Source organism: Hyphobacterium lacteum (assembly GCF_036330345.1).
GTDB classification, from domain to species: Bacteria; Pseudomonadota; Alphaproteobacteria; order Caulobacterales; family Maricaulaceae; genus Hyphobacterium; species Hyphobacterium lacteum.
The window spans coordinates 13,178-31,614 of the sequence record NZ_JAZDRP010000002.1 but is presented as its reverse complement, the minus strand read 5'-3'; the positions used below and the strand labels follow the sequence as shown (position 1 = coordinate 31,614).

22 protein-coding genes are annotated in these 18,437 nt (G+C 60.5%); 6 read left to right on the top strand and 16 right to left on the bottom strand.

Annotation, left to right across the window (positions count from 1 at the left end; translation table 11 throughout):
• Positions 1–7: 7 nt before the first annotated feature.
• The 3 genes from nadA to V0U79_RS02680 all read right to left on the bottom strand — a co-directional run bounded on the left by nadA (position 8) and on the right by V0U79_RS02680 (position 2,818).
• A complete protein-coding gene (nadA, locus tag V0U79_RS02690) occupies positions 8–1,141 on the bottom strand; it encodes a quinolinate synthase NadA (RefSeq protein WP_330197922.1) in 1,134 nt (377 codons plus the stop codon).
• 142 nt (positions 1,142–1,283) lie between these two features.
• A complete protein-coding gene (locus V0U79_RS02685; protein WP_330197921.1) occupies positions 1,284–2,237 on the bottom strand; it encodes an NUDIX hydrolase in 954 nt (317 codons plus the stop codon).
• Entirely contained in the window at positions 2,234–2,818 is a 585-nt protein-coding gene (locus V0U79_RS02680; protein ID WP_373696431.1) for a hydrolase, read from the bottom strand. Before V0U79_RS02680 ends, V0U79_RS02685 begins: the two co-directional genes overlap by 4 nt.
• Before the next feature lie 155 nt (positions 2,819–2,973).
• Here V0U79_RS02680 and V0U79_RS02675 point away from each other — a divergent pair, with 155 nt between their 5' ends.
• Both V0U79_RS02675 and V0U79_RS02670 read left to right on the top strand, forming a co-directional pair.
• A complete protein-coding gene (locus tag V0U79_RS02675) occupies positions 2,974–3,816 on the top strand; it encodes a universal stress protein (RefSeq protein ID WP_330197919.1) in 843 nt (280 codons plus the stop codon).
• A gap of 51 nt (positions 3,817–3,867) precedes the next feature.
• On the top strand, positions 3,868–4,242 hold the full coding sequence (locus tag V0U79_RS02670; RefSeq protein WP_330197918.1) for a hypothetical protein: 375 nt from the start codon (positions 3,868–3,870) through the stop codon (positions 4,240–4,242).
• Positions 4,243–4,244: 2 nt separating this feature from the next.
• Here the strand turns inward: V0U79_RS02670 and V0U79_RS02665 are convergent, their stop codons facing one another.
• The 6 genes from V0U79_RS02665 to ygfZ are packed head-to-tail and all read right to left on the bottom strand — an operon-like array spanning position 4,245 to position 9,139.
• Positions 4,245–5,228, bottom strand: coding sequence for a TolB-like translocation protein (locus V0U79_RS02665; protein WP_330197917.1), 984 nt, complete (start codon positions 5,226–5,228; stop codon positions 4,245–4,247).
• Between the two features lie 8 nt (positions 5,229–5,236).
• Positions 5,237–6,355 carry a beta-ketoacyl-ACP synthase III gene (locus V0U79_RS02660; protein WP_330197916.1) on the bottom strand — a complete coding sequence of 373 codons (1,119 nt, stop codon included), beginning with the start codon at positions 6,353–6,355 and terminating at the stop codon, positions 5,237–5,239.
• Entirely contained in the window at positions 6,352–7,473 is a 1,122-nt protein-coding gene (locus V0U79_RS02655; RefSeq protein ID WP_330197915.1) for a beta-ketoacyl-ACP synthase III, read from the bottom strand. The genes V0U79_RS02660 and V0U79_RS02655 overlap by 4 nt, the downstream gene beginning before the upstream one ends.
• 13 nt (positions 7,474–7,486) lie before the next feature.
• The gene (locus V0U79_RS02650; protein ID WP_330197914.1) at positions 7,487–7,726 is read right to left on the bottom strand and encodes a hypothetical protein; all 240 of its coding nucleotides are present in this window, start codon (positions 7,724–7,726) and stop codon (positions 7,487–7,489) included.
• Between the two features lie 2 nt (positions 7,727–7,728).
• Positions 7,729–8,319 (bottom strand): DNA-3-methyladenine glycosylase I, encoded by a 591-nt coding sequence (locus tag V0U79_RS02645; RefSeq protein ID WP_330197913.1) that lies wholly within the window; start codon positions 8,317–8,319, stop codon positions 7,729–7,731.
• 46 nt (positions 8,320–8,365) lie between these two features.
• Entirely contained in the window at positions 8,366–9,139 is a 774-nt protein-coding gene (ygfZ, locus tag V0U79_RS02640; protein ID WP_330197912.1) for a CAF17-like 4Fe-4S cluster assembly/insertion protein YgfZ, read from the bottom strand.
• Positions 9,140–9,203: 64 nt separating this feature from the next.
• Here ygfZ and V0U79_RS02635 point away from each other — a divergent pair, with 64 nt between their 5' ends.
• The 3 genes from V0U79_RS02635 to V0U79_RS02625 are packed head-to-tail and all read left to right on the top strand — an operon-like array spanning position 9,204 to position 12,267.
• Complete coding sequence (locus tag V0U79_RS02635) at positions 9,204–10,163, top strand: glycosyltransferase family 9 protein (RefSeq protein ID WP_330197911.1); 960 nt, start codon at positions 9,204–9,206, stop codon at positions 10,161–10,163.
• Positions 10,160–11,503, top strand: coding sequence for a dihydroorotase (locus V0U79_RS02630; protein WP_330197910.1), 1,344 nt, complete (start codon positions 10,160–10,162; stop codon positions 11,501–11,503). The genes V0U79_RS02635 and V0U79_RS02630 overlap by 4 nt, the downstream gene beginning before the upstream one ends.
• On the top strand, positions 11,503–12,267 hold the full coding sequence (locus V0U79_RS02625) for a hypothetical protein (protein WP_330197909.1): 765 nt from the start codon (positions 11,503–11,505) through the stop codon (positions 12,265–12,267). Before V0U79_RS02630 ends, V0U79_RS02625 begins: the two co-directional genes overlap by 1 nt.
• Here V0U79_RS02625 and V0U79_RS02620 read toward each other — a convergent pair.
• Both V0U79_RS02620 and V0U79_RS02615 read right to left on the bottom strand, forming a co-directional pair.
• The gene (locus V0U79_RS02620; protein WP_330197908.1) at positions 12,264–12,692 is read right to left on the bottom strand and encodes a TIGR02301 family protein; all 429 of its coding nucleotides are present in this window, start codon (positions 12,690–12,692) and stop codon (positions 12,264–12,266) included. The two genes, V0U79_RS02625 and V0U79_RS02620, sit on opposite strands and share 4 nt — an antisense overlap.
• Before the next feature lie 32 nt (positions 12,693–12,724).
• Entirely contained in the window at positions 12,725–13,114 is a 390-nt protein-coding gene (locus V0U79_RS02615) for an NUDIX hydrolase (RefSeq protein WP_330197907.1), read from the bottom strand.
• 66 nt (positions 13,115–13,180) lie between these two features.
• On the opposite strand from V0U79_RS02615, the gene V0U79_RS02610 reads away from it, so the two are divergent.
• The gene (locus tag V0U79_RS02610; RefSeq protein ID WP_330197906.1) at positions 13,181–13,783 is read left to right on the top strand and encodes an SOS response-associated peptidase; all 603 of its coding nucleotides are present in this window, start codon (positions 13,181–13,183) and stop codon (positions 13,781–13,783) included.
• Here V0U79_RS02610 and V0U79_RS02605 read toward each other — a convergent pair.
• From V0U79_RS02605 to V0U79_RS02585, 5 genes are read right to left on the bottom strand one after another with little or no spacing between them, the layout of a single operon-like run.
• Positions 13,780–14,580, bottom strand: coding sequence for a 3-hydroxybutyrate dehydrogenase (locus V0U79_RS02605; protein ID WP_330197905.1), 801 nt, complete (start codon positions 14,578–14,580; stop codon positions 13,780–13,782). The two genes, V0U79_RS02610 and V0U79_RS02605, sit on opposite strands and share 4 nt — an antisense overlap.
• A gap of 52 nt (positions 14,581–14,632) precedes the next feature.
• Entirely contained in the window at positions 14,633–15,424 is a 792-nt protein-coding gene (yaaA, locus tag V0U79_RS02600) for a peroxide stress protein YaaA (protein WP_330197904.1), read from the bottom strand.
• 59 nt (positions 15,425–15,483) lie between these two features.
• Complete coding sequence (locus V0U79_RS02595; protein ID WP_330197903.1) at positions 15,484–16,887, bottom strand: FAD-binding oxidoreductase; 1,404 nt, start codon at positions 16,885–16,887, stop codon at positions 15,484–15,486.
• A complete protein-coding gene (locus V0U79_RS02590; RefSeq protein WP_330197902.1) occupies positions 16,884–17,840 on the bottom strand; it encodes an L-threonylcarbamoyladenylate synthase in 957 nt (318 codons plus the stop codon). Before V0U79_RS02590 ends, V0U79_RS02595 begins: the two co-directional genes overlap by 4 nt.
• Before the next feature lie 41 nt (positions 17,841–17,881).
• A complete protein-coding gene (locus V0U79_RS02585) occupies positions 17,882–18,436 on the bottom strand; it encodes a YceI family protein (RefSeq protein WP_330197901.1) in 555 nt (184 codons plus the stop codon).
• Between the last annotated feature and the right edge of the window lies 1 nt (position 18,437).

The window sequence follows — 18,437 nt, the reverse complement described above, 5'->3', positions numbered from 1 at the left end:
GGGCGGGCTAGACCCAGTCGACCGTGACTGCCGGCTGGTGACGATCAAAGTGTGCCGGCTTATCCGGCTTGGGCAGATCCAGCATCCGCTGGATAGAGACGCGCGCACGAGCGGCGGTGTCTTCGTCTACCTCGACCTCGAACTGATTGTAGCGGAGCGCGTCATGAATGTTTTGCAGGGTGATCCGCTTCATGTGCGGACACAGATTGCAGGGACGAATGAAATTCACGCCCGGATTCTCGACGGCGACATTGTCACTCATCGAACATTCGGTCAGTAGCACCACCTTCTCGGGCTGCTTGTCCTGGACGTATTGCGCCATGGCAGCGGTGGAGCCGGCAAAGTCGGCAGCTTGCACCACATCGACCGGGCTTTCCGGGTGTGTCAAAACGACGACACCGGGATGACCTTCGCGTAACGCGTCGACATCTTCGGCGGTGAATCGTTCATGGACTTCGCAGCTGCCTTTCCAGGTCAGAATGCGGATATCGGTATTGGCCGCGACATTCTTTGCGAGGAAAGCATCCGGGATCAGGATGACCGTATCGGTGCCCCATTCCTTCGCGGCCCATTCGGTGACCTGAATGGCATTGCTGGAGGTGCAGCAGACATCAGCCTCGGCTTTCACGGCCGCCGACGTGTTCACATAGGTGATGATTGGAAGGTGAGGGTATTTCGCCTTGATGGCTGCGACATCCTCGCCGGTAATGCTTTCAGCGAGTGAACAGCCGGCCTGCATGTCGGGGATCAGGACCGTCTTGTCCGGGCACATGATCTTGGCCGTTTCCGCCATGAAGTGGACGCCAGCCTGAACAATGATGTCCTCCTCGACATCGGCCGCCATGCGCGCAAGGGCCAAACTGTCGCCCGACAGATCGCCGACGCAATTGAAGATTTCCGGCGTCATGTAATTGTGGGCCAGAATGATGGCACCGCGCTCTTTCTTCAGACGGTTGATGGCTGCGATCAGCGGTGCATGCGCCGGCCATTCTTCCGGAAGGATGACGTCCTTCACGCGTTCATAGAGATGATCGGTCTCGGCTCTTACGGCATCATCATAGACCAGCGTGTCGTTCGCCGGCGAGGTGGTCACCCCGCCTTCGCTTGTCCAGGTGGGGCTCGTCCAATCCATGCGGTCCATGACACTTCTCCATATATGCTCAAAATGAGCATTAATAGGGGCCAGAGAAAGGCGACCAACTAGGATGGCCACCTTTTGCTCCATATGAGCCTAAATAGGTGTGGGCATGACGATCGTCAAGCTGCTACCTCACGCTGTCACGTTATTTTGAGCGGGGTGTGGAAATGCCGGCCGCTTGGGCTTCGCGCAGTGCCTCGCGGCGATAACGGAACAGCTCGGCAGGCCGACCGCCTGTTTGGGCCAGCATCTTGCCGGTCCCCTCGACAAAGCCGGTGCGATCCAGCGCACGCCGGAAATTCTGCTTGTGCAGGGAGAAACCGACAATGCCTTCCACGATTTTCTGAAGGTGGGAGAGGGTGAAGGTTTCCGGCATCAGTTCGAAAACAACAGGCCGGTATTTGATCTTGCCGCGCAACCGGCTGATCGCTGTGGCCATGATCCGCCGGTGATCGGATGCCATCGTACGCCCCGGAACGGCTTCGGGCGGCGCGTCGCCCCGGTCACGTGCGGCTTCGGCGATCAGGCCCGCGCTATAGAGCAATTCATAACGATCAAGGCAGCGCTCCTCATTCCAGCCGCGGCCATCAAGTCCGAAGACGATGCGCGCCCGGTCGCGGCGGGAATCGCGCCGTCCTTCGGTTTCGGCTTCATCGATCCAGCGGCGCAGCGCGGGTTCGATCATCTCGCTGACGATTGCCGGCTTGCCCTGACGCCAGTCTTCCCAGGGAAAAAAGCTGTACCAGCTTTGCCAGTCTCCGCCACCGGATGGCAATTCTGCGGCTTCCGGGGTCAGGGCGAGATAGCCGACCGAGATGATCCGCGCTTCATCAGACGCAGGCAGGTCGGCCAGCGGTGCCTCGCGCCCCTGATCACCGAAGGTGTAGAGCTGTTCGACATATCCCAGCTGGAAACGGGCCTGCTCGTTGACCCATTCCCGAAGGCCGATCTCGAACGTCCTGTGCCGGGCCGGATCGAATGGTCCGAAGGGCAGGGCCGGGGACTCTCCTTTCCGCGAGACGACCAGAACCTGAGGCGCCTCTTCACCCGCCGCCATGACGACGGCGTTCAGACCGACGGCGACGGGTGGCAGGCTCATGCGGCCTTCTTTCCTTTGGCGCCGTCAAATTCCTCCAGCAGCGTGTTAAAGCGCTCGAGAAAGAGAGCCTGGGCTTTGCGCGGCGGTAGCGGTGCAATGGAGATATCGATCTCTGGCGGTACCGGCCCGAAGAACTGCCGGGATTCCTTCTCACTGAAGCCGGCGATCTGCGTTGCCTCCAGATGGGCGCAGATCCGGTCGGCCCTCTTGATCTTGCGCTTGACCTCCACAGGCGTTTTCGGCGGCAGGCCGAAACGGATGTGGACGGCACCTTCCAGCCGGTCCTCGAAGGCCCGGTAATTGACGCCGAGAGCGGCCTTGAACGGGCTGATCATGTCGCCGATCACATATTCCGAAGAATCGTGCAGCAACGCCGCCAGCCGCCATTTCACCGGCAACTTGGGATAGAGAATGCCGACAATCTGCTCGACCACAACGCTATGCTCGGCCACCGAAAAAGCGTGCGCACCCCTGGTCTGGCCGTTCCACCTCGCCACTCTGGCAAGGCCATGAGCAATGTCCTCGACCTCGATGTCGAGCGGTGATGGATCCAGCAAGTCCAACCGGCGTCCTGACAGCATTCTCTGCCAGGCGCGCGGCTTTGCATCCTTGACGGGTGTCCGCTTGGTCAATTCCCTTTATCCCTGATTTAAGTGTCGCTATGAACAGTTTTAAGTCCTACGCCTGATAGTGCTCATATCAAGCGGGGTAAAGCGGTAGGGTTTGAGGAAATTTGATGGCTAAAGAGCGAATTATCATTACTTTACAAGGTGATGAGGTTGATATTGTTCCTGCGCGTGTGGCTGCACGATTGGCAGCGCGATTTGATGCGACGCTGGATGCCGTTCTTCTCGAACCCGACCCCAGCGATTTCATGATGTGGGCCGGCCCCAGCGGGGCCGCTGCATCGGTCATGGCGGGCGCCCTGTCCACGATCCAGCAGGAATCGGATGAGTGCGCCGAACGGGCGAAGAACACGTTTGTTGATGCCTTGGAATATGCCGAACTGACGGCGGTCCGTGGACGCTTTTTGCGGATCTCCGACCAACCCGCTGATGCAGCCGCGGAAACCCGGCTCTCGCGACTGGTTGTGACGTCGCGGTTTGCCGCAGAGGGCAATGGCCCGCTGGCGGAATTGGTGACGTCGGTCCTGATAGACGAGCAGACGCCGGTCTATATCGCCAGCGACAATGACGAGCCCCCGGCCAGTGTTGCGATCGCATGGGACGGATCGCGCGAGGCAGCCCGCGCCATCTATGCCGGCGCGCCCCTGATTTCGGCAGCCGAGAAAGTCGTAATCCTGCAATCGAATCGCGGTCTCGAATACCGGGACCGCCGCGCAGCTTCCGTCGACCGGCTGTATGACTGGCTGTCGGTGCGCGGCAAAAGGTCGGACACGGTGGATATCGACCAGTTCGACGGTACCGTCGGCGAGCGGCTCCTGAAGGGCGCTGAAGGCATGGATCTGCTGATCGCCGGTGCCTACGGGCATTCGCGGCTGAGAGAGTTTGTCTTTGGCGGGGTGACGCGCACGCTGTTGTCTGCGTCAGATGGTCCGGCAATGTTGCTGGCGCATTGACGTCGGCATTTGGAACGCCCTTAAATCATACGACAATTCTGGGAGGATTGAATGAGCCTTTATCGCGTTGTCATGCGCCTGTCCCGCAATCCGGGTACCAGCCATCCCGACGGTGATGATCACCGCGGTTATACGGTCGTGGCGCCGCTTGATGCTTCAGGCCATCTCGATCTGGAACTCTGGAGAGCGGAAAAGGAAAAGTGCACTGTGCTGCGCTTTTCCCCCGATGAGGATGAAAAGGCTGATGGCTGGCTGACCCATCGCGGCAGCCATTGGTATTTCCGCTATGACGAGGAGGATGAAGGTCCGGATGAACCGGTCTTCCGTCTCGGCGATCACCTGCTCAGGCAGGGTGAATATCTCACCATCCACGAAGCCGATGGCGAGGACCTGACTTACAAGATCACGGATGTCGTGAAAGTCTGAGCCTATTCGGTAAAGACGATCGCCATGTGATCGGCATCAGCGGCTACGGCGAGGCGGGAAACTCCGCCATCGCCGAGGCCGGACAGATTGGCCACCGGCCTCCAGTTGCCATCCATGCCGGTCGCGAACAGCAATTCGCCATCCCATGACGCAAACCAGCCGAGCTCGCCAGCCGGTGTGGTGAAGACCGCATAATCCTCGGTCTCACCGGGCAGTTCCATGACTTCGCCGACGCCATTGCCTTCAAAGCTGAAGGAATGGATGGTCCAGCTGCCATCTTCGTTCTGCAGGGTGAAATAGGCTGATTGCCCGTCAGGCGCTGAATAGAGTGCGCGGCCAATGCCTGTGGTGATTTCCCCCTCGATACCGTTTTCCAGGTCCAGCCAGAGCAGGCTGAACGGATCGGTCAGGGCAAAGAGCAGCATCTGTGTCTGGTCACCGGACAGGGCGTAATAGCCGGCGGGACCATAACCATGGATCGGGCCGTAATTCGATCCGTCGAGCATCAGGCGCCAGGCCTGACCGCCGACCTGACCGGGCGGCTGGTGGATATAGGTGACCGAGCGGCCATCCGGCGAGGGGCGCGGTGAATATTCGCTTTCACCCGGCGTATTGGTGATCACACTTACCGAACCGGAGCGATCCATGTAGCGGATGTCGGTATTCCCATCCGCGCTCTCGGTCGTGAAATAGAAACCGCCAGCGGCATCATAGGCGGGCTGGTTGTCGTACAGGCCCTGCATGGTGACCACGACCGGCGTGGTGATCTCCGGCATTCCGTCTGTCCAGCTGATACGCGCAACGGCGATATCGGTATCCGGCAGACCGGCGGCATCGTCGTCGCCGGTATCGGCTTGTGCGGTGTCTTCCGCTGGTGTTCCGGCTGCGTTCTCCGCCGCCTCATCCATCGCCTCATCCGCGGCTTCCGGCGCGCTACAGGCGGCGAGGCCCAACAGAATGGTCGAACACAAAAGCAGATTACGCATGGTAGCCCCTATCTCTTTTCGACGATGGCAGCTCCGCAGCCATAACCGGCACCAAAGGCGCACATCAGTCCCCGTTCCCCGGCGGCCATATCATCCGAATTCAGATCGAATGTCATCAGCACGCTGGAAGAGGACGTATTTCCGTACTCGTTGAGAATGATCGGCGCCGCATCGGCATCCGGCTCGCGTTCCAGGGCCTTTTTCACGACGGCCTGGACGATGCGGATATTGGCCTGGTGCAGCCAGCCGCGGCGAATGTCCTGCGGCGTGTAGCCCAGTTCGCTGATCAGCTGAGAGGATAGGGCGGATGCCATCGGGATGACATCGCGGAAGACGCGGTGACCATCCTGGTCAACCAGCGCTTCGAAATGTTCACCATCCTCGAATTCGGTGTGGTTCATGAAGCCGAAATCCGAGCGCAGCGCATTCGACCATTTGGTCTGCAGCTTGACGCCCTTCAGCTCCCAGCCGCCGGGCTCACGATCGCCGGCTTCCAGCAGGACGGCCGCTGCCGCATCACCGAAGATGAAATGCACATCGCGACGCTTGTAATCATTGATGGCGCTCATGATTTCCGGGCAGACGATAAGGATCGCATCCGCCTGACCGTTGCGGATCAGCTCGCGCGACTGCTGCATGGCGAAAATCGCCGAGGCACAGGCCATGGTCATGTCGAACGCCCAGCCGCCTTCGATGCCGAGGGCTTCCTGGATCTCGATGGCAACCGCCGGGAAATTCCGTTGCTGGGCCGATGAGGCGACGATGACACCATCGATATCGGCGGCAGTGCGCCCGGCCTTGGCGAGTGCTTTTTTCGCTGCGCTCAGCCCGAATTCGGCCTGCAACCCCATGGCGTCCTTGCCGCGGCTCGGCAGGCGCGGGCGCATCCGGTTGATGTCGAGAAGCCCGTCCTTGTCGATAACATGCCGATTCAGAATGCCGGAGGCCTGTTCGATGAATTGCTCACTGGAATGCGGCTTGGCGTCCAGCGTGCCGGCCGCGATGGCGGCGGCATTCTCGGCATTGAACTTGTCGGCATAGGCGTTGAACGCCTCGACCAGTTCCTTGTTGGAAATGGTATTGTCAGGGACCGTCCAGCCCACCGAGCGGATAATACAATCTCTCATGCTGCGCGTCTTTCCAGAATGACCGAGCCTATCGAATAGCCGGCGCCGAAGGAACACATCAGGCCTTTCTCGCCATTCTCGAACCCGTCCGAGTGGCGGTGGAAGGCCACCAGCGACCCGGCCCCCGCCGTATTGGCAAATTCATCGAGAATGACCGGGGCTTCGTCCGGGGTGAAATCCCGATCGTAGACTTTCCGGGCAATCATCATGTTCATGTTGATATTCGCCTGATGGAGCCAGAGACGTTTCATGTCTGCTGCTGTTAGCTGGTTCGCCTGCAATTGATCAAGGATCAACTCGGCCACCATGGGGCAGACTTCCTTGAAGACCTTGCGGCCTTCCTGGACGAAATAACGGTCCTCGAACACCGGCTCGGGGGTCTCGCAGGCATTCAAAAATCCGAAATTCGACCGGATATTGTTCGAATAGGACGTCTTCATCCGGGCATTGACGATAGACCAGCCATCGGCCTGGCCATCATCGCGCTCGATCAGCAGGGCGACCGCCACATCACCGAAGATGAAATGGCTGTCGCGGTCGCGGAAATTCAGTTGCGGCGTGGTGATTTCCGGCGTGACCAGCAAAATGGAATCCGCCTGACCGGTCTGGATGGAATTGATCGCATTGATCAGGCCGAACGTGCCGGATGAACAGGCAACGCTCATATCATAGCCGAAACCGTCAATCCCGAGCGCGTCCTGAATTTCGATCGCGATACAGGGATAGGTGCGTTGCATGGTCGTGGCGGAACAGATCACGCCGTCGACATCTGCCGCATCCCGGCCGGCCGCTTCCAGTGCCTGCCGCGCGGCGGCGATGCCGGCCTCTGCCATGACGGAAACCTCGTCATCGCTGCGCCGACGGACTTCCGGCCGCATGCGGCCAATGTCGAGCACGCCGGCCTTGTCGATCGTGTAGCGGGACTTGATGCCCGATGCCTTCTCGATAAAGCCGGAAGAGGAGGGCGCTTTCGCTTCCAGTTCGCCAGCGGCAATGGCATCGGCATTCTCGGCGTTCCATTTTTCGACCCAGGCATTGAAGCAGGCGACGAGTTCATCGTTGGAAACGCTTTCGGGAGGCGTCCACAGGCCGCTTGAACGGATAATGGCAGTGTTCATGTCGCGGATGTTCCTATCGGCGGTTGTCTGGATCGTGGATCGGATTGTCACGTTGGCGCTCGACCTCACCGGTTCTCGGATTTTCGCAAACCCATTCGCCTCGTGCCACCGGATCGCCGGGCCGGGACTGGCGGCAATGCCGCTCGCCCAGTTCCTGCGCGGTCAGATCGTCATCACGGCTGGTGGGCCATTCGAGCGTGGAACAGGAAGCAGCACCTAGCGCGATCAGACTGATCATCAGGACACGACGCATGGTCAAACTCCCGGTTCGCGGACAGCCGCGTGACGAGGACAATCTACCAGATGGTCGTTCACCATGCCCACGGCCTGCATGAAGGCATAAACGATAACAGGTCCGCAGAATTTGAAACCCCGCTTCTTCAGGTCCTTTGCGATGGTCTCGCTCAGCGCTGTTTTTGCAGGGACTTCGGACATGGAATTCCAGCGGTTCTGTAGTGGCCGGCCGTCGACATAAGCCCAGAGATAATCAGAGAAATCCTCGCCTGCATCGCGCATATCAAGGAAGATCCGGGCGCCTCCGATAGCAGCGTCAATCTTGGCCCGCGAGCGGATGATACCGGGATTGGCCAGCAGTCGCGCAATATCGGCGTCGCCGTATCTCGCGACTTTTTCCGGATCGAATTGGTCGAAGGCTTCGCGAATCGTGTCGCGCTTGCGGAGGATGGTGATCCAGGCCAGCCCGGCCTGCATGCCGTCGAGGACAAGCTTTTCCCAGAGCGCCCGGGAATCATACTCCGGCACACCCCACTCGGTGTCGTGATAGGCGGCATAGAGCGGGTCTGAATCGGGGGCCCAGGGGCAGCGGGTCAGCGTCGTGGATGACATTCCCACCGCTTTAACGGCGGCAAACCGGATTGGCGAGTGGTGGAAGTCAGTCGCGCTCTGGCACAATGATCGTGACCGGCTGGCCGTTGACCGTGGGCGTCGCCTGCGCTGTTTCCAGACGATCTGTCCGGATGCGCCCGACCGCCTGATTGCCGGAGGCCGAGGTCAGCGTACCGATCGGCGTGTCGCCAGCGAGGATGTCGTGACCGGCTTCGAGGCTATTGTCTGCTGTGACCCGGACCGAACGTTTTCGGATCGTACCGCGGCGCTTCATGCGCGAGAGCACTTCCTGGCCGATGAAACAGCCCTTCCGCCAGCCAATACCGTCATAAAGGTCCAGATTGACGTCGGTGGGGAAGACCTCGGCCTCACCATAATCGCGGCCGAAGGTGGGAATGCCCGCCGTAATCTCGTCACTGGCAAGATTCGGAATTTCCGCCTCGTCACCGTCTGCCGAAGCAATCTTCCGTAAGGGCAGGTCTGGGGAGCGCGGATCCGTGGCGCCGTCACCGGCGATCACTTTCAGATCCGGGCGCAAGGCAATCTCGGCTTTGGCGCGCAAACGATAAAGCGTTAGCCGTTTCACCAACGCTTCGGCCGCATCGGCGTGGATATCAATCATGACGCCGTCGTCTGTTCCGTGGATCAGGAAATCGCAGATAATCTTGCCCTGCGGGGTCAACAAGGCGCCAGGCCGGATGATTCCCGGGGTCACCAACTTCATGTCGGTCGTGATCACGCGTTGCAGGAATTCATGGGCCTCGGAACCGAGGACAGAGATCACGGCGCGGTCGGCCAGAATGGAAGGCTTTTGTGTCATGCCTGCCATATGGCATTGAGCCTGCCGCTGGCCAAGGGGGCAGGCATGGGCTAATCCGCAGACAATGAAGCGCATTCTCTTCATCACCTCGACGCGAATCGGGGATGCCGTGATCAATTCCGGCGTCCTGGATCATCTCGTACGGCAATACCCGGAAGCCCGGATTACCATTGCCTGCGGACCACTGGCCCAGCCCATGCTGGAAAATACGCCGGGTCTGGAACGGATGATCATTGTCCGCAAGAAGCCGTTCGGCCTCCACTGGCTGGGCCTTTGGCGCCGTGTTGTGACGACCTACTGGGATATGGTCGTTGATCTGCGTGGGTCGGCCATCGTCTACCTGCTGCCTGCCCGCGAGCGGAAAGTGCTGAAGAGCACCAAGGTAAAGATGCACAAGGTCCGCGAGGCGGCTGGCGTTCTGCGATTGGATCCGCCACCTGCGCCGCGAATCTATCTGGCTGAAGATGCCCGCGAGCGGGCGATGGAATGGATGCCGCCCGGCCGGGACTATCTGGTGGTCTGCCCGTCGGCCAGCTTGCCGTTCAAGATGTGGCCGGCCACTAATTTTGCCGACATGGTGAAAGCGCTGGTCTCGCCGGATGGCGCAATGGCGGGGGCCGGTGTCGTGATTGTCGGCGGGCCGGGCGATGAAGACCATGCAGTGCCGATCCTCAACTGCCTGCCCGATGCGGGCATTCTGGATCTGACCGGAAAGCTTTACCTGTCAGACGTGGCCGCAGTCGTTGAGCGCGCGCGCCTGTTCATCGGCAATGATTCCGGGGTCATGCATATCGCAGCGGCCATGGGAACGCCGACGCTGGGCCTGTTCGGGCCATCGGATGAAATGCTGTATGGTCCCTATGGCGAGCAATGCGCCACGGTCAGGGGGCCGCGCGGCCTTGAGGCGATCAAGAAGGAATTCCCGAACTGGCGGCAGCATCCTTCGAGCCTGCTTGATGATCTGCGCGTTGAAGCCGTGATCGGGGCGGCGACCCAATTACTGGAACGGACGGAAACGGAATGAGCCGGACATTCGACCTCATTATTCGTGGCGGGGAAATCGCCAACCATTCAGGGCGCGGCAAGGGCGATATCGGCGTCATAGACGGCAAGATCGCGCAGATTGGCGATCTGTCCCAGGCCGATGCCGGCGAGGTTTTCGACGCCACGGGTCTGACCGTTCTGCCGGGCGTGATCGACAGCCAGGTCCACTTCCGCGAGCCGGGTCTGGAGTGGAAGGAAGACCTTCAATCAGGTTCGCTGGCAGCGGTGATGGGCGGCGTGACCGCTGTGTTTGAAATGCCCAATACCGAGCCGGCCACCACCAATCCCGACATGCTGAATGACAAGCTGGCGCGGGCCGCCGGGCGCATGCATTGCGATCATGCCTTCTATGCCGGTGCCACAAACGAGAATGCCGAACTTCTGACCATCATGGAGCAGATGCCGGGCTGTTGCGGTGTGAAAGTGTTCATGGGCGCTTCGACCGGCTCGCTACTGGTGCAGGATGATGCGGGCGTCGAGCGTGTGTTGCGCGCGATCAAGCGCCGCGCGGCGTTCCATTCCGAGGACGAATATCGTCTGGCCGACCGCCGTGGCCTTGCTGTCGATGGCGACTGGACCAGCCACGAAGTCGTTCGGGATGCCGAAGCGGCGATCATGTCGACGCATCGCCTGGTGCGGATTGCGCGGGCAACGGGCAAGCGCATCCATGTGCTGCACATCTCGACCAAGGAAGAGGTCGAGTTCCTTCAAAAGCACCGCGACATTGCCAGCTGCGAGGTAACACCCCAGCATCTGACGCTGACGGCGCCAGAAGCCTATGAAAGCCTGAAGGGCTTCGCGCAGATGAACCCGCCCATCCGTTCGGCCGATCATGTCGCCGGCCTCTGGAAAGGCGTCGAGCAGGGCCTGTTCGATGTGCTGGGTTCGGATCACGCCCCGCACACGCGCGAGGAGAAGGCCAAACCCTATCCGCAAAGCCCGTCCGGCATGCCCGGCGTGCAGACACTGGTGCCCATCATGCTGAACCATGTGGCGGAAGGCCGTTTGAGCCTGGAGCGCTTCATTGATCTCACCAGCCATGGCGCTCAACGCGTCTTCGCGATCGCCAACAAGGGCCGTATGGCGATCGGCTGGGATGCCGACTTCACGATTGTCGACCTTAAGGCCGAGCGTGAAATCACCGAGGACTGGGTGGCCTCGAAATGTGGCTGGTCGCCCTTTACCGGCATGACCGTCAAAGGCTGGCCGATGGCGACGATCATTCGCGGTCAGACCGTTATGCGCGATGATGAGCTGGTGACCGAAGGCGCCGGCAAACCGGTCCGCTTTATGGAGACCTTGCCGGAGGAGGCCGTCTGATGAGCGATCGGACCAGTTTCTATTTCTTCGATATCGACGAAAACATCCTGCACCTCCCGACAAAGGTTCACCTGCTGAACACGGTGACGGGCGAAGAAAAATCCATGTCACAGCGCGAGTTTGAAGGCATTCGTGCCTATCTGGGTGTTGCTGGCGACTGGGAAGACTGGGCTGCCCCGCCCGAGCGGGCCTTCCGCGAGTTCGCCGATGGTCAGGACCGGAATGGCGAGGAATATCTGCACCGCGATATCCGCAAGGCCTTGAAGGGCGATAGCTGGAAGGGCCCGTCCTGGGATATTTTCCGTTATGCCGTGCTGAAAAAGCGTCCGATTGCAGTGATCACGGCGCGTCAGCATTCGCGCAGCACGATCAAGGCCGGGATCAATCTTCTTTGCGAGGCGGGCGAGATTCCCGAAAACCCGAACTATGTCTCGATCTTCGGTGTGTCGAACCCGGATGTGCGCAACGAGCTGGGCCCGCATCTGACGACGGCCGGGCTGAAGCGGAAAGCCATCCGCCAGTGCGTGGAACGCGGGCTCGATGCCTATGGCCGCGAACTGCCGCACAGTTTCGGAATGTCGGACGATGATCCGAAGAATGTCGATCTCATCACGTCGGCCATGCTGGAATGCAAGATCGACTACCCGGACAAGCGCTTCTTCGTGATTTCGACCAATCGCCGCCAGCATGTGAAGCTTGAAGTCTTCCCGCCGCACAAGGATGAATCCAAGTTGCGGGCCGCCGAGGGCGATTATTACGGCTAGTCCAGCACTTCGTTGAGCAGGGCCTGGCTCATCTGCTGACCGCGGCGGGCCAGATTGCGCCGCTCGGCCTCGGCTTCCGCGCCGCACCGGATCCGCGCACGCTGTTCGGCCTGATAGCCATCATTGAAGGCGTCGATCAGCCGGTCTCGCCGGAAACCGGAAATTGGCGCTTCCAGCTGTAACAGCTCGATCATCCGGTTGCGCCAGTCCTGTTGCTCATTGCCGCCGCAGGCATAATCGAGGAAGTGCAGCTGCCCCATCGTATAGGCAAGATAGGGCAGGGTGCGCCCCGGATCACGGTAGGGGTCGATCCGGTCCTCGGCATCCTCTTCCAGCATTTCCTGCACTTGTGTCGTATCTGGCTTGGTCTGAGCCAGAGCCGGCCCGGCCAGTATCAACAACAGGATAGGAAGGATCAATCGCATGGCCGGTTCATGTCCCATGATTGCGGCGAGGTCTAGGCGGGAGTGATGACACGCCGTGTCTCATCCCAGCTGACCCTTTGCATGGCCTCCTCGACGGCTACGAATTCAGCGGCGTCGGCATCGTCGGCCGCCTCGGGTTCGCCGCTGATCCATTCCGCCTCGAAATCGATCAGCACATAATGCCGGTCACCCATGACCGAATCGACAACATCAATCAGACGGGTGATCCGCGCTTCGACGCCGGTTTCCTCTTTCAGTTCACGCAAGGCAGCCTCGCGGACGGTCTCGCCAAAGTCCATCTTCCCACCCGGGATTGACCATTTCCCCTTCAGGGGTTCACGGCCCCGCTTGACCAGCAGGACGTCATCGCCCCGGCGGCAGACCACTCCCACGCAGGCAATCGGGCGTTCCTGTTTACTCATCGCGTTTCCTTGACCTTGCGCATTCTGCAGCAAAGCTAGAGCGAAAACCGGTCAAAGGCAGCTTTCATGTGCGGACGCTATGACATCGAGATCGATCCCAAGACGCTGAGCGCCATGCTCGGGCTGGAGGTTCCGGACTTTATTGCAGATGCGGATTTCTCGCCGGGTGACACAGGTCCGGTGATTGCGGTTGGCGCTGATGGCCAGACGAAAGTGGTGCTGATGCGCTGGGGGCTGGAACCCAGCTGGATGAAGGAAAAGCCAACCCGGCCCATGTTCAATGCGCGTGCGGAAACGGTGGCCGAAAAGCCGATGTTCCGCTCGGCCTTCAGGAAAAAGCGGGCGCTGGTTCCGGCGCGGGCTTTCTATGAATGGACGGGCAAGCCGGGCAGCAAGACAAAGTGGCGGTTTTCGCGGCCGAACGGCAACCTTCTGATCTTCGCCGGTCTCTGGGAGGCGCGTGACCGGGGTGACGGCCAGAAACAGCTGACCTTTACGATCCTGACGACCACGCCAAATGCGGATGCCGCCGATTATCACGACCGCATGCCGGTCATCCTCGATGACAATGCCCAGAAGATCTGGCTGGATCCGGAGGCGGATCCGCAATTCCTGCTGGCGCTGGCAGCGCCTGCCCCTGATGGAACTCTGAAGGTGGACGCTGCCTAGGCTGCGGTCCAGCCGCCATCGACGGGGAAGGCTGCGCCATTACAGGATGCGCCGGCATCGCTGGCGAGATACAGCAAGAGGCCCACCAGCTGGTCATATTCGACGAATTTCTTTGTCGGCTGGGCTTTCAGCATGACGTCGCGGACGACCTCTTCCTCGCTGATACCGCGCGCTTTCGCCGTGTCGGCAATCTGTCCCTCGACCAGAGGGGTCTTCACATAACCCGGGCAGATCGCATTGACCGTGATCCCGGCTTCCGCGACTTCCAGTGCGACGGTTCTGGTCAGGCCCAGAATGCCATGCTTGGCTGCGACATAGGCGGCCTTGAATGGCGAGGCGACCAGGGCGTGGGCAGAGGCAAGATTGATGATCCGGCCACGGCCTTGTCCGCGCATCACCGGCACAGCGGCCCGAATCGTGTGGAAGGCGCTGGTCAGGTTGATCGCGATGATCGCATCCCATTTCTCGACCGGGAAGTCCTCGATCTTTGCAACGTGCTGGATTCCGGCATTGTTGACGAGAATGTCCAGGCGGCCGAATTCACTGTGCGCATAGGCAACAAGGTCGGCAATCTCGTCCGGCTTCATCATGTTGGCGCTGTGATAGCGGACCTCGACGCCGTGTTTTTCAGCGAGTGATGCCCGCAGGGCCTCAATTTCGCCCTCGTCGCCCAGACCGTTCAGCACGATATTGGCGCCGGCCGCCGCCAGCCCATCGGCCAGTGCCGCGCCGATACCACTGGTCGAACCGGTAATAACGGCCGTCTGGCCGCCAAGATCTGTCGAAATCGCATTCATGCTGGTGCCGTTAGCAAACTTTGTTGCGATGCACCATCCGCCTTCTCACGGGTCAGGCGGCTTTCTTCGCGCTCTTCGGGGCCGGTTGCGGACGCCGGAATTCGAGTTTGCCGCCCGACGAAGCCTCCGGATCGAAGCGGTATCCCTCGACATCGAACTCGCGCAGGCGGGCCGGATCGGTAATCCGGTTCTCGATGATCCAGCGCGCCATCAGGCCGCGGGCCAGCTTTGTGAACATGAAGAGCGGGCGGGATTTGCCGTCTTTCTCTTCCTTGAAGGCGACATCGATGATGTTGGCCTTCAGCGCTTTCTTGTCGACGGCCTTGAAATACTCGTTCGAGGCGAGGTTCAGGATTGTATCCGACCCGGTCTTTTCCAGTGAAGCGTTCAGAGCCTTGGCGATGTCGGAGCCCCAGAAATCATAAAGGGTCTCGCCTTTGCGTGTGTGGATCTTCGTGCCCATTTCCAGCCGGTAGGGCTGGATCTGGTCCAACGGACGCAGCACGCCATAAAGACCCGACAGGATACGCAGATGATCCTGCGCCCATTCCAGATCGTTCGCTTCCAGTTCTTCCGCCTTCAGCCCGCGATAGACATCTCCGGCGAAGGTGAGCGCGGCGGGTTTGCCATGGCGGTTTTCCGGGTCGAAAGCCTTGAACCGCTCATAGTTCAGCTGCGCCAGATCATCTGACAGTCCCATCATCTGCTGGATCTTTGTCTTGGTCAGATTGCGGGTGGTTTTCGACAACGTCGCGGTTCTGTCCAGCAATTCCGGCTGGGTCGGCATCGGCGAGGCGACATCGTCGAAATTCATCAGCTTGGCAGGCGAAAGCAGAACGAGCATGGGTGACCTCCTGAGGCCCAGACTTAGGTCGATTGGCGCGGCGTTTAAAGGCCCCGGCTTCAGCGCACCGGGATTAGCACGCGCGGATTCATGATCCCCTTGGGATCGAGCGCGGCCTTGATCGATTTCATCAGCTCGACTTCCAGCGGCCGGCGCTGGGCGAGATCACCGGATTTCAGCGTGCCGACACCGTGTTCGGCAGCGATGGAGCCACCGTATTTCTGGACAAGGTCGTAAATGGCTTCTGTCGCCGGTTCGCAGATCTTGAGAAAATCGTCTCCGGCGCCCTCGTTTCTGTGAGCGACGTTGAAGTGGACATTGCCATCGCCGACATGGCCGAAGGCGATGACATTGGCGCCATCGACCAGTTTTTCGGAGGCGTCAGTCGCCTCGCGGATAAAGGCGGCGATGCGCGAAACCGGGATGGAGACGTCATGCTTGGCCGCCTTGCCATGGGCCTTTTCAGCCTCTGCGATCGGTTCCCGTAATTGCCAAAGGGCCAGCGCTTGCGTTTCGTTTTCGGCAATCACGGCATCCTGGACCAGTCCGGCCTCGAAGCCTTCGCCGAGTGCGGCTTCCATGGCGGTGCGGCCTTCGCCGATGCGGCCGGCGCCGATTTCCAGCAGGGCATACCAGGGATGCGGGCGTTCTAGCGGGTCACGGGTTCCGGGAATGTGCGCCAGAACCAGTTCCAGTGCATTGCGCGGTACGATTTCCAGCGCTGACAGGCTGCCGCCAGAGGCCTGCTTGGCGATGCCCAGCAAGTCCACTGCGGCTTCAGGTGAGGGGATGCCGGCAAAGGCCACGCACATCTCGGCCGGTTTCGGAAAGAGTTTCAGCGTGGCAGCCGTGACAATGCCCAGCGTGCCTTCGGCACCTATGAAGACCTGTTTCAGATCATAGCCTGAATTGTCTTTTCTGAGGCCGCGCAGCCCGTTCCAGATCCGCCCGTCGGGCAGGACAGCTTCGATGCCGAGGATCAGATCCCGCATCATGCCATAACGCAGCACGTGTACTCCGCCGGCATTTGTCGAGATCAGCCCGCCAATACTGGCTGATCCCTGTGAACCGAGGCTCAACGGGAAAAGGCGATTTTGTTCCGCCGCCGTTTCCTGCACGGTTTCCAGAATACAGCCGGCATCCACGGTGATGGAATCATTCGCGGTGTCGATTTCGCGGATGGACCGCATGCGGCTCATCGAGATCAGCACTTCGCCACGCGGGATGGACCCACCGACAAGGCCGGTATTTCCGCCCTGCGGGGTGATGGCGATGCCGGCCTTGGCGCAAATGCGGACGGCTTGCGACACCTCTTCGGTATTGGCCGGTTTCAGCAGGATCGGTGTTTCACCTTGCCAGCGGCCACGCCAGTCGCGGGTGTGTGCGGCAATATCGTTTGGATCCTCGCTCCAGCCTTTCGGGCCGAGTGCGGTTTTGAGGGCGGCAATGGCGTCGCTGGTCATGAGGTGTTGTCTCGCGGTGCGGCAGCGCGCTGAAGGCGGTCATTGATGGCTTCTCCCAAACCTTCGTCGGGAATCGGCGCGACGGCAATCCGCCGGATGCCGGGTTTGTCCAGCTTGCGCAGATAGGCAAACAGATTGGCGGCTGCTTCGGCCAGATCGCCATCCGGCGAGAGGCTGAGATCCGTGCCCCTGACCTTGCCAAAGCCCAAAAGCGTTTCGCCATCATAGGCGGTGGTCGCATTGAGGCGCAGCGGTGCCTGCGGCGCGTAATGGCTTTTCAGCATGCCGGGTGAGGCTTTCGGTGAACCTTCAGGCGGTTTGGCCAGCGGGCCGGTGATGGCTTCGATATCACTTCGCGCCAGCCCGCCTTTGCGCAAAAGCAGGGGCGTTTCGCCGTCAAAGCCCACGACGGTGGATTCAACGCCGACCCGGCAGGGTCCGCCATCAAGAATGAGCTGGATTTTCTCGCCCAGACCGTCGGCCACATGAAGCGGCGTGGTCGGACTGACACCGCCGGACGGGTTGGCGCTGGGCGCAACCAGCGGCTTGCCGAAGCGGCTGATCAGTTCGCGCGCCATGTCGTGCCCGGGGCAGCGCAAAGCGATCGTGTCGAGCCCGGCACTCGCCAGCTCGCTGACCGGGCAATCGGGCTTGCGTGGCAGGACCAGGGTCAACGGGCCGGGCCAGAAACGCTGGGCCAGCTGGCGCGCCAGCGGAGTAAATTCGGCCAGTTGTTCCGCCATGGCCAGTCCGCTGACATGCGAAATCAGCGGATTGAAGGCCGGCCGGCCCTTGGCAGCGTAAAGCGCAGCAACCGCCGTGCCATTGGTCGCGTCGGCGGCCAGCCCGTAGACGGTTTCCGTCGGGATGGCGACGAGACCACCGTCGGACAGGGTCTGAACCGCTTTGTCCAGCGTCGAGCTGGACGATCCGGAGAGAATGGGCGCAAGCATGATGTCAGCTAGCGCCGCAAGGGCGGATCGATCAAGAGCGCTCAGCGGATTGCTTCGATATGGAGCCATACCTCGACATTTTCGCCTTCCGATCCCCAGAGACCGGATCCGACATCAAAATCACCGCGATGGATCGTAAAATGGCCGTCCGCCGCTGCCCGATCGCCATCGATAACCAGACGAAACGGCAGTTGGGCGGCTTTCGTTGTTCCGGCGATCGTCAATCTTCCATCTGCAACATAGCAGTCACCTTCAGCGTCGGCACAGAGGTCGCTTTCGCTGATCTGTGTCGAAACAAAGACGGCGACCGGGTGATGCTCTGCATCGAGTCCGTCAATGCCTGTCATTTCCGAATCATACTGGGCATTGCCGGTTGCACCGCTGGCGACAAAGATACGCCCTTCGATCCGCGCCGATTCGAGGTCGGCCCGATCAAAAGTGATGTCGGCGTCGAAGCGGCCAAACGAACCCGTCAGAGGGCGGCTGAAGACCTCGGTGGTGAAGGTCACGCTGCTTGCGGCAGGATCTAGCGTCCAGTCCGAAGCGATGGCAGGAGCTGTCGCCAGAAGGGCGAGCCCCAGGGGGAGGAGTTTCATT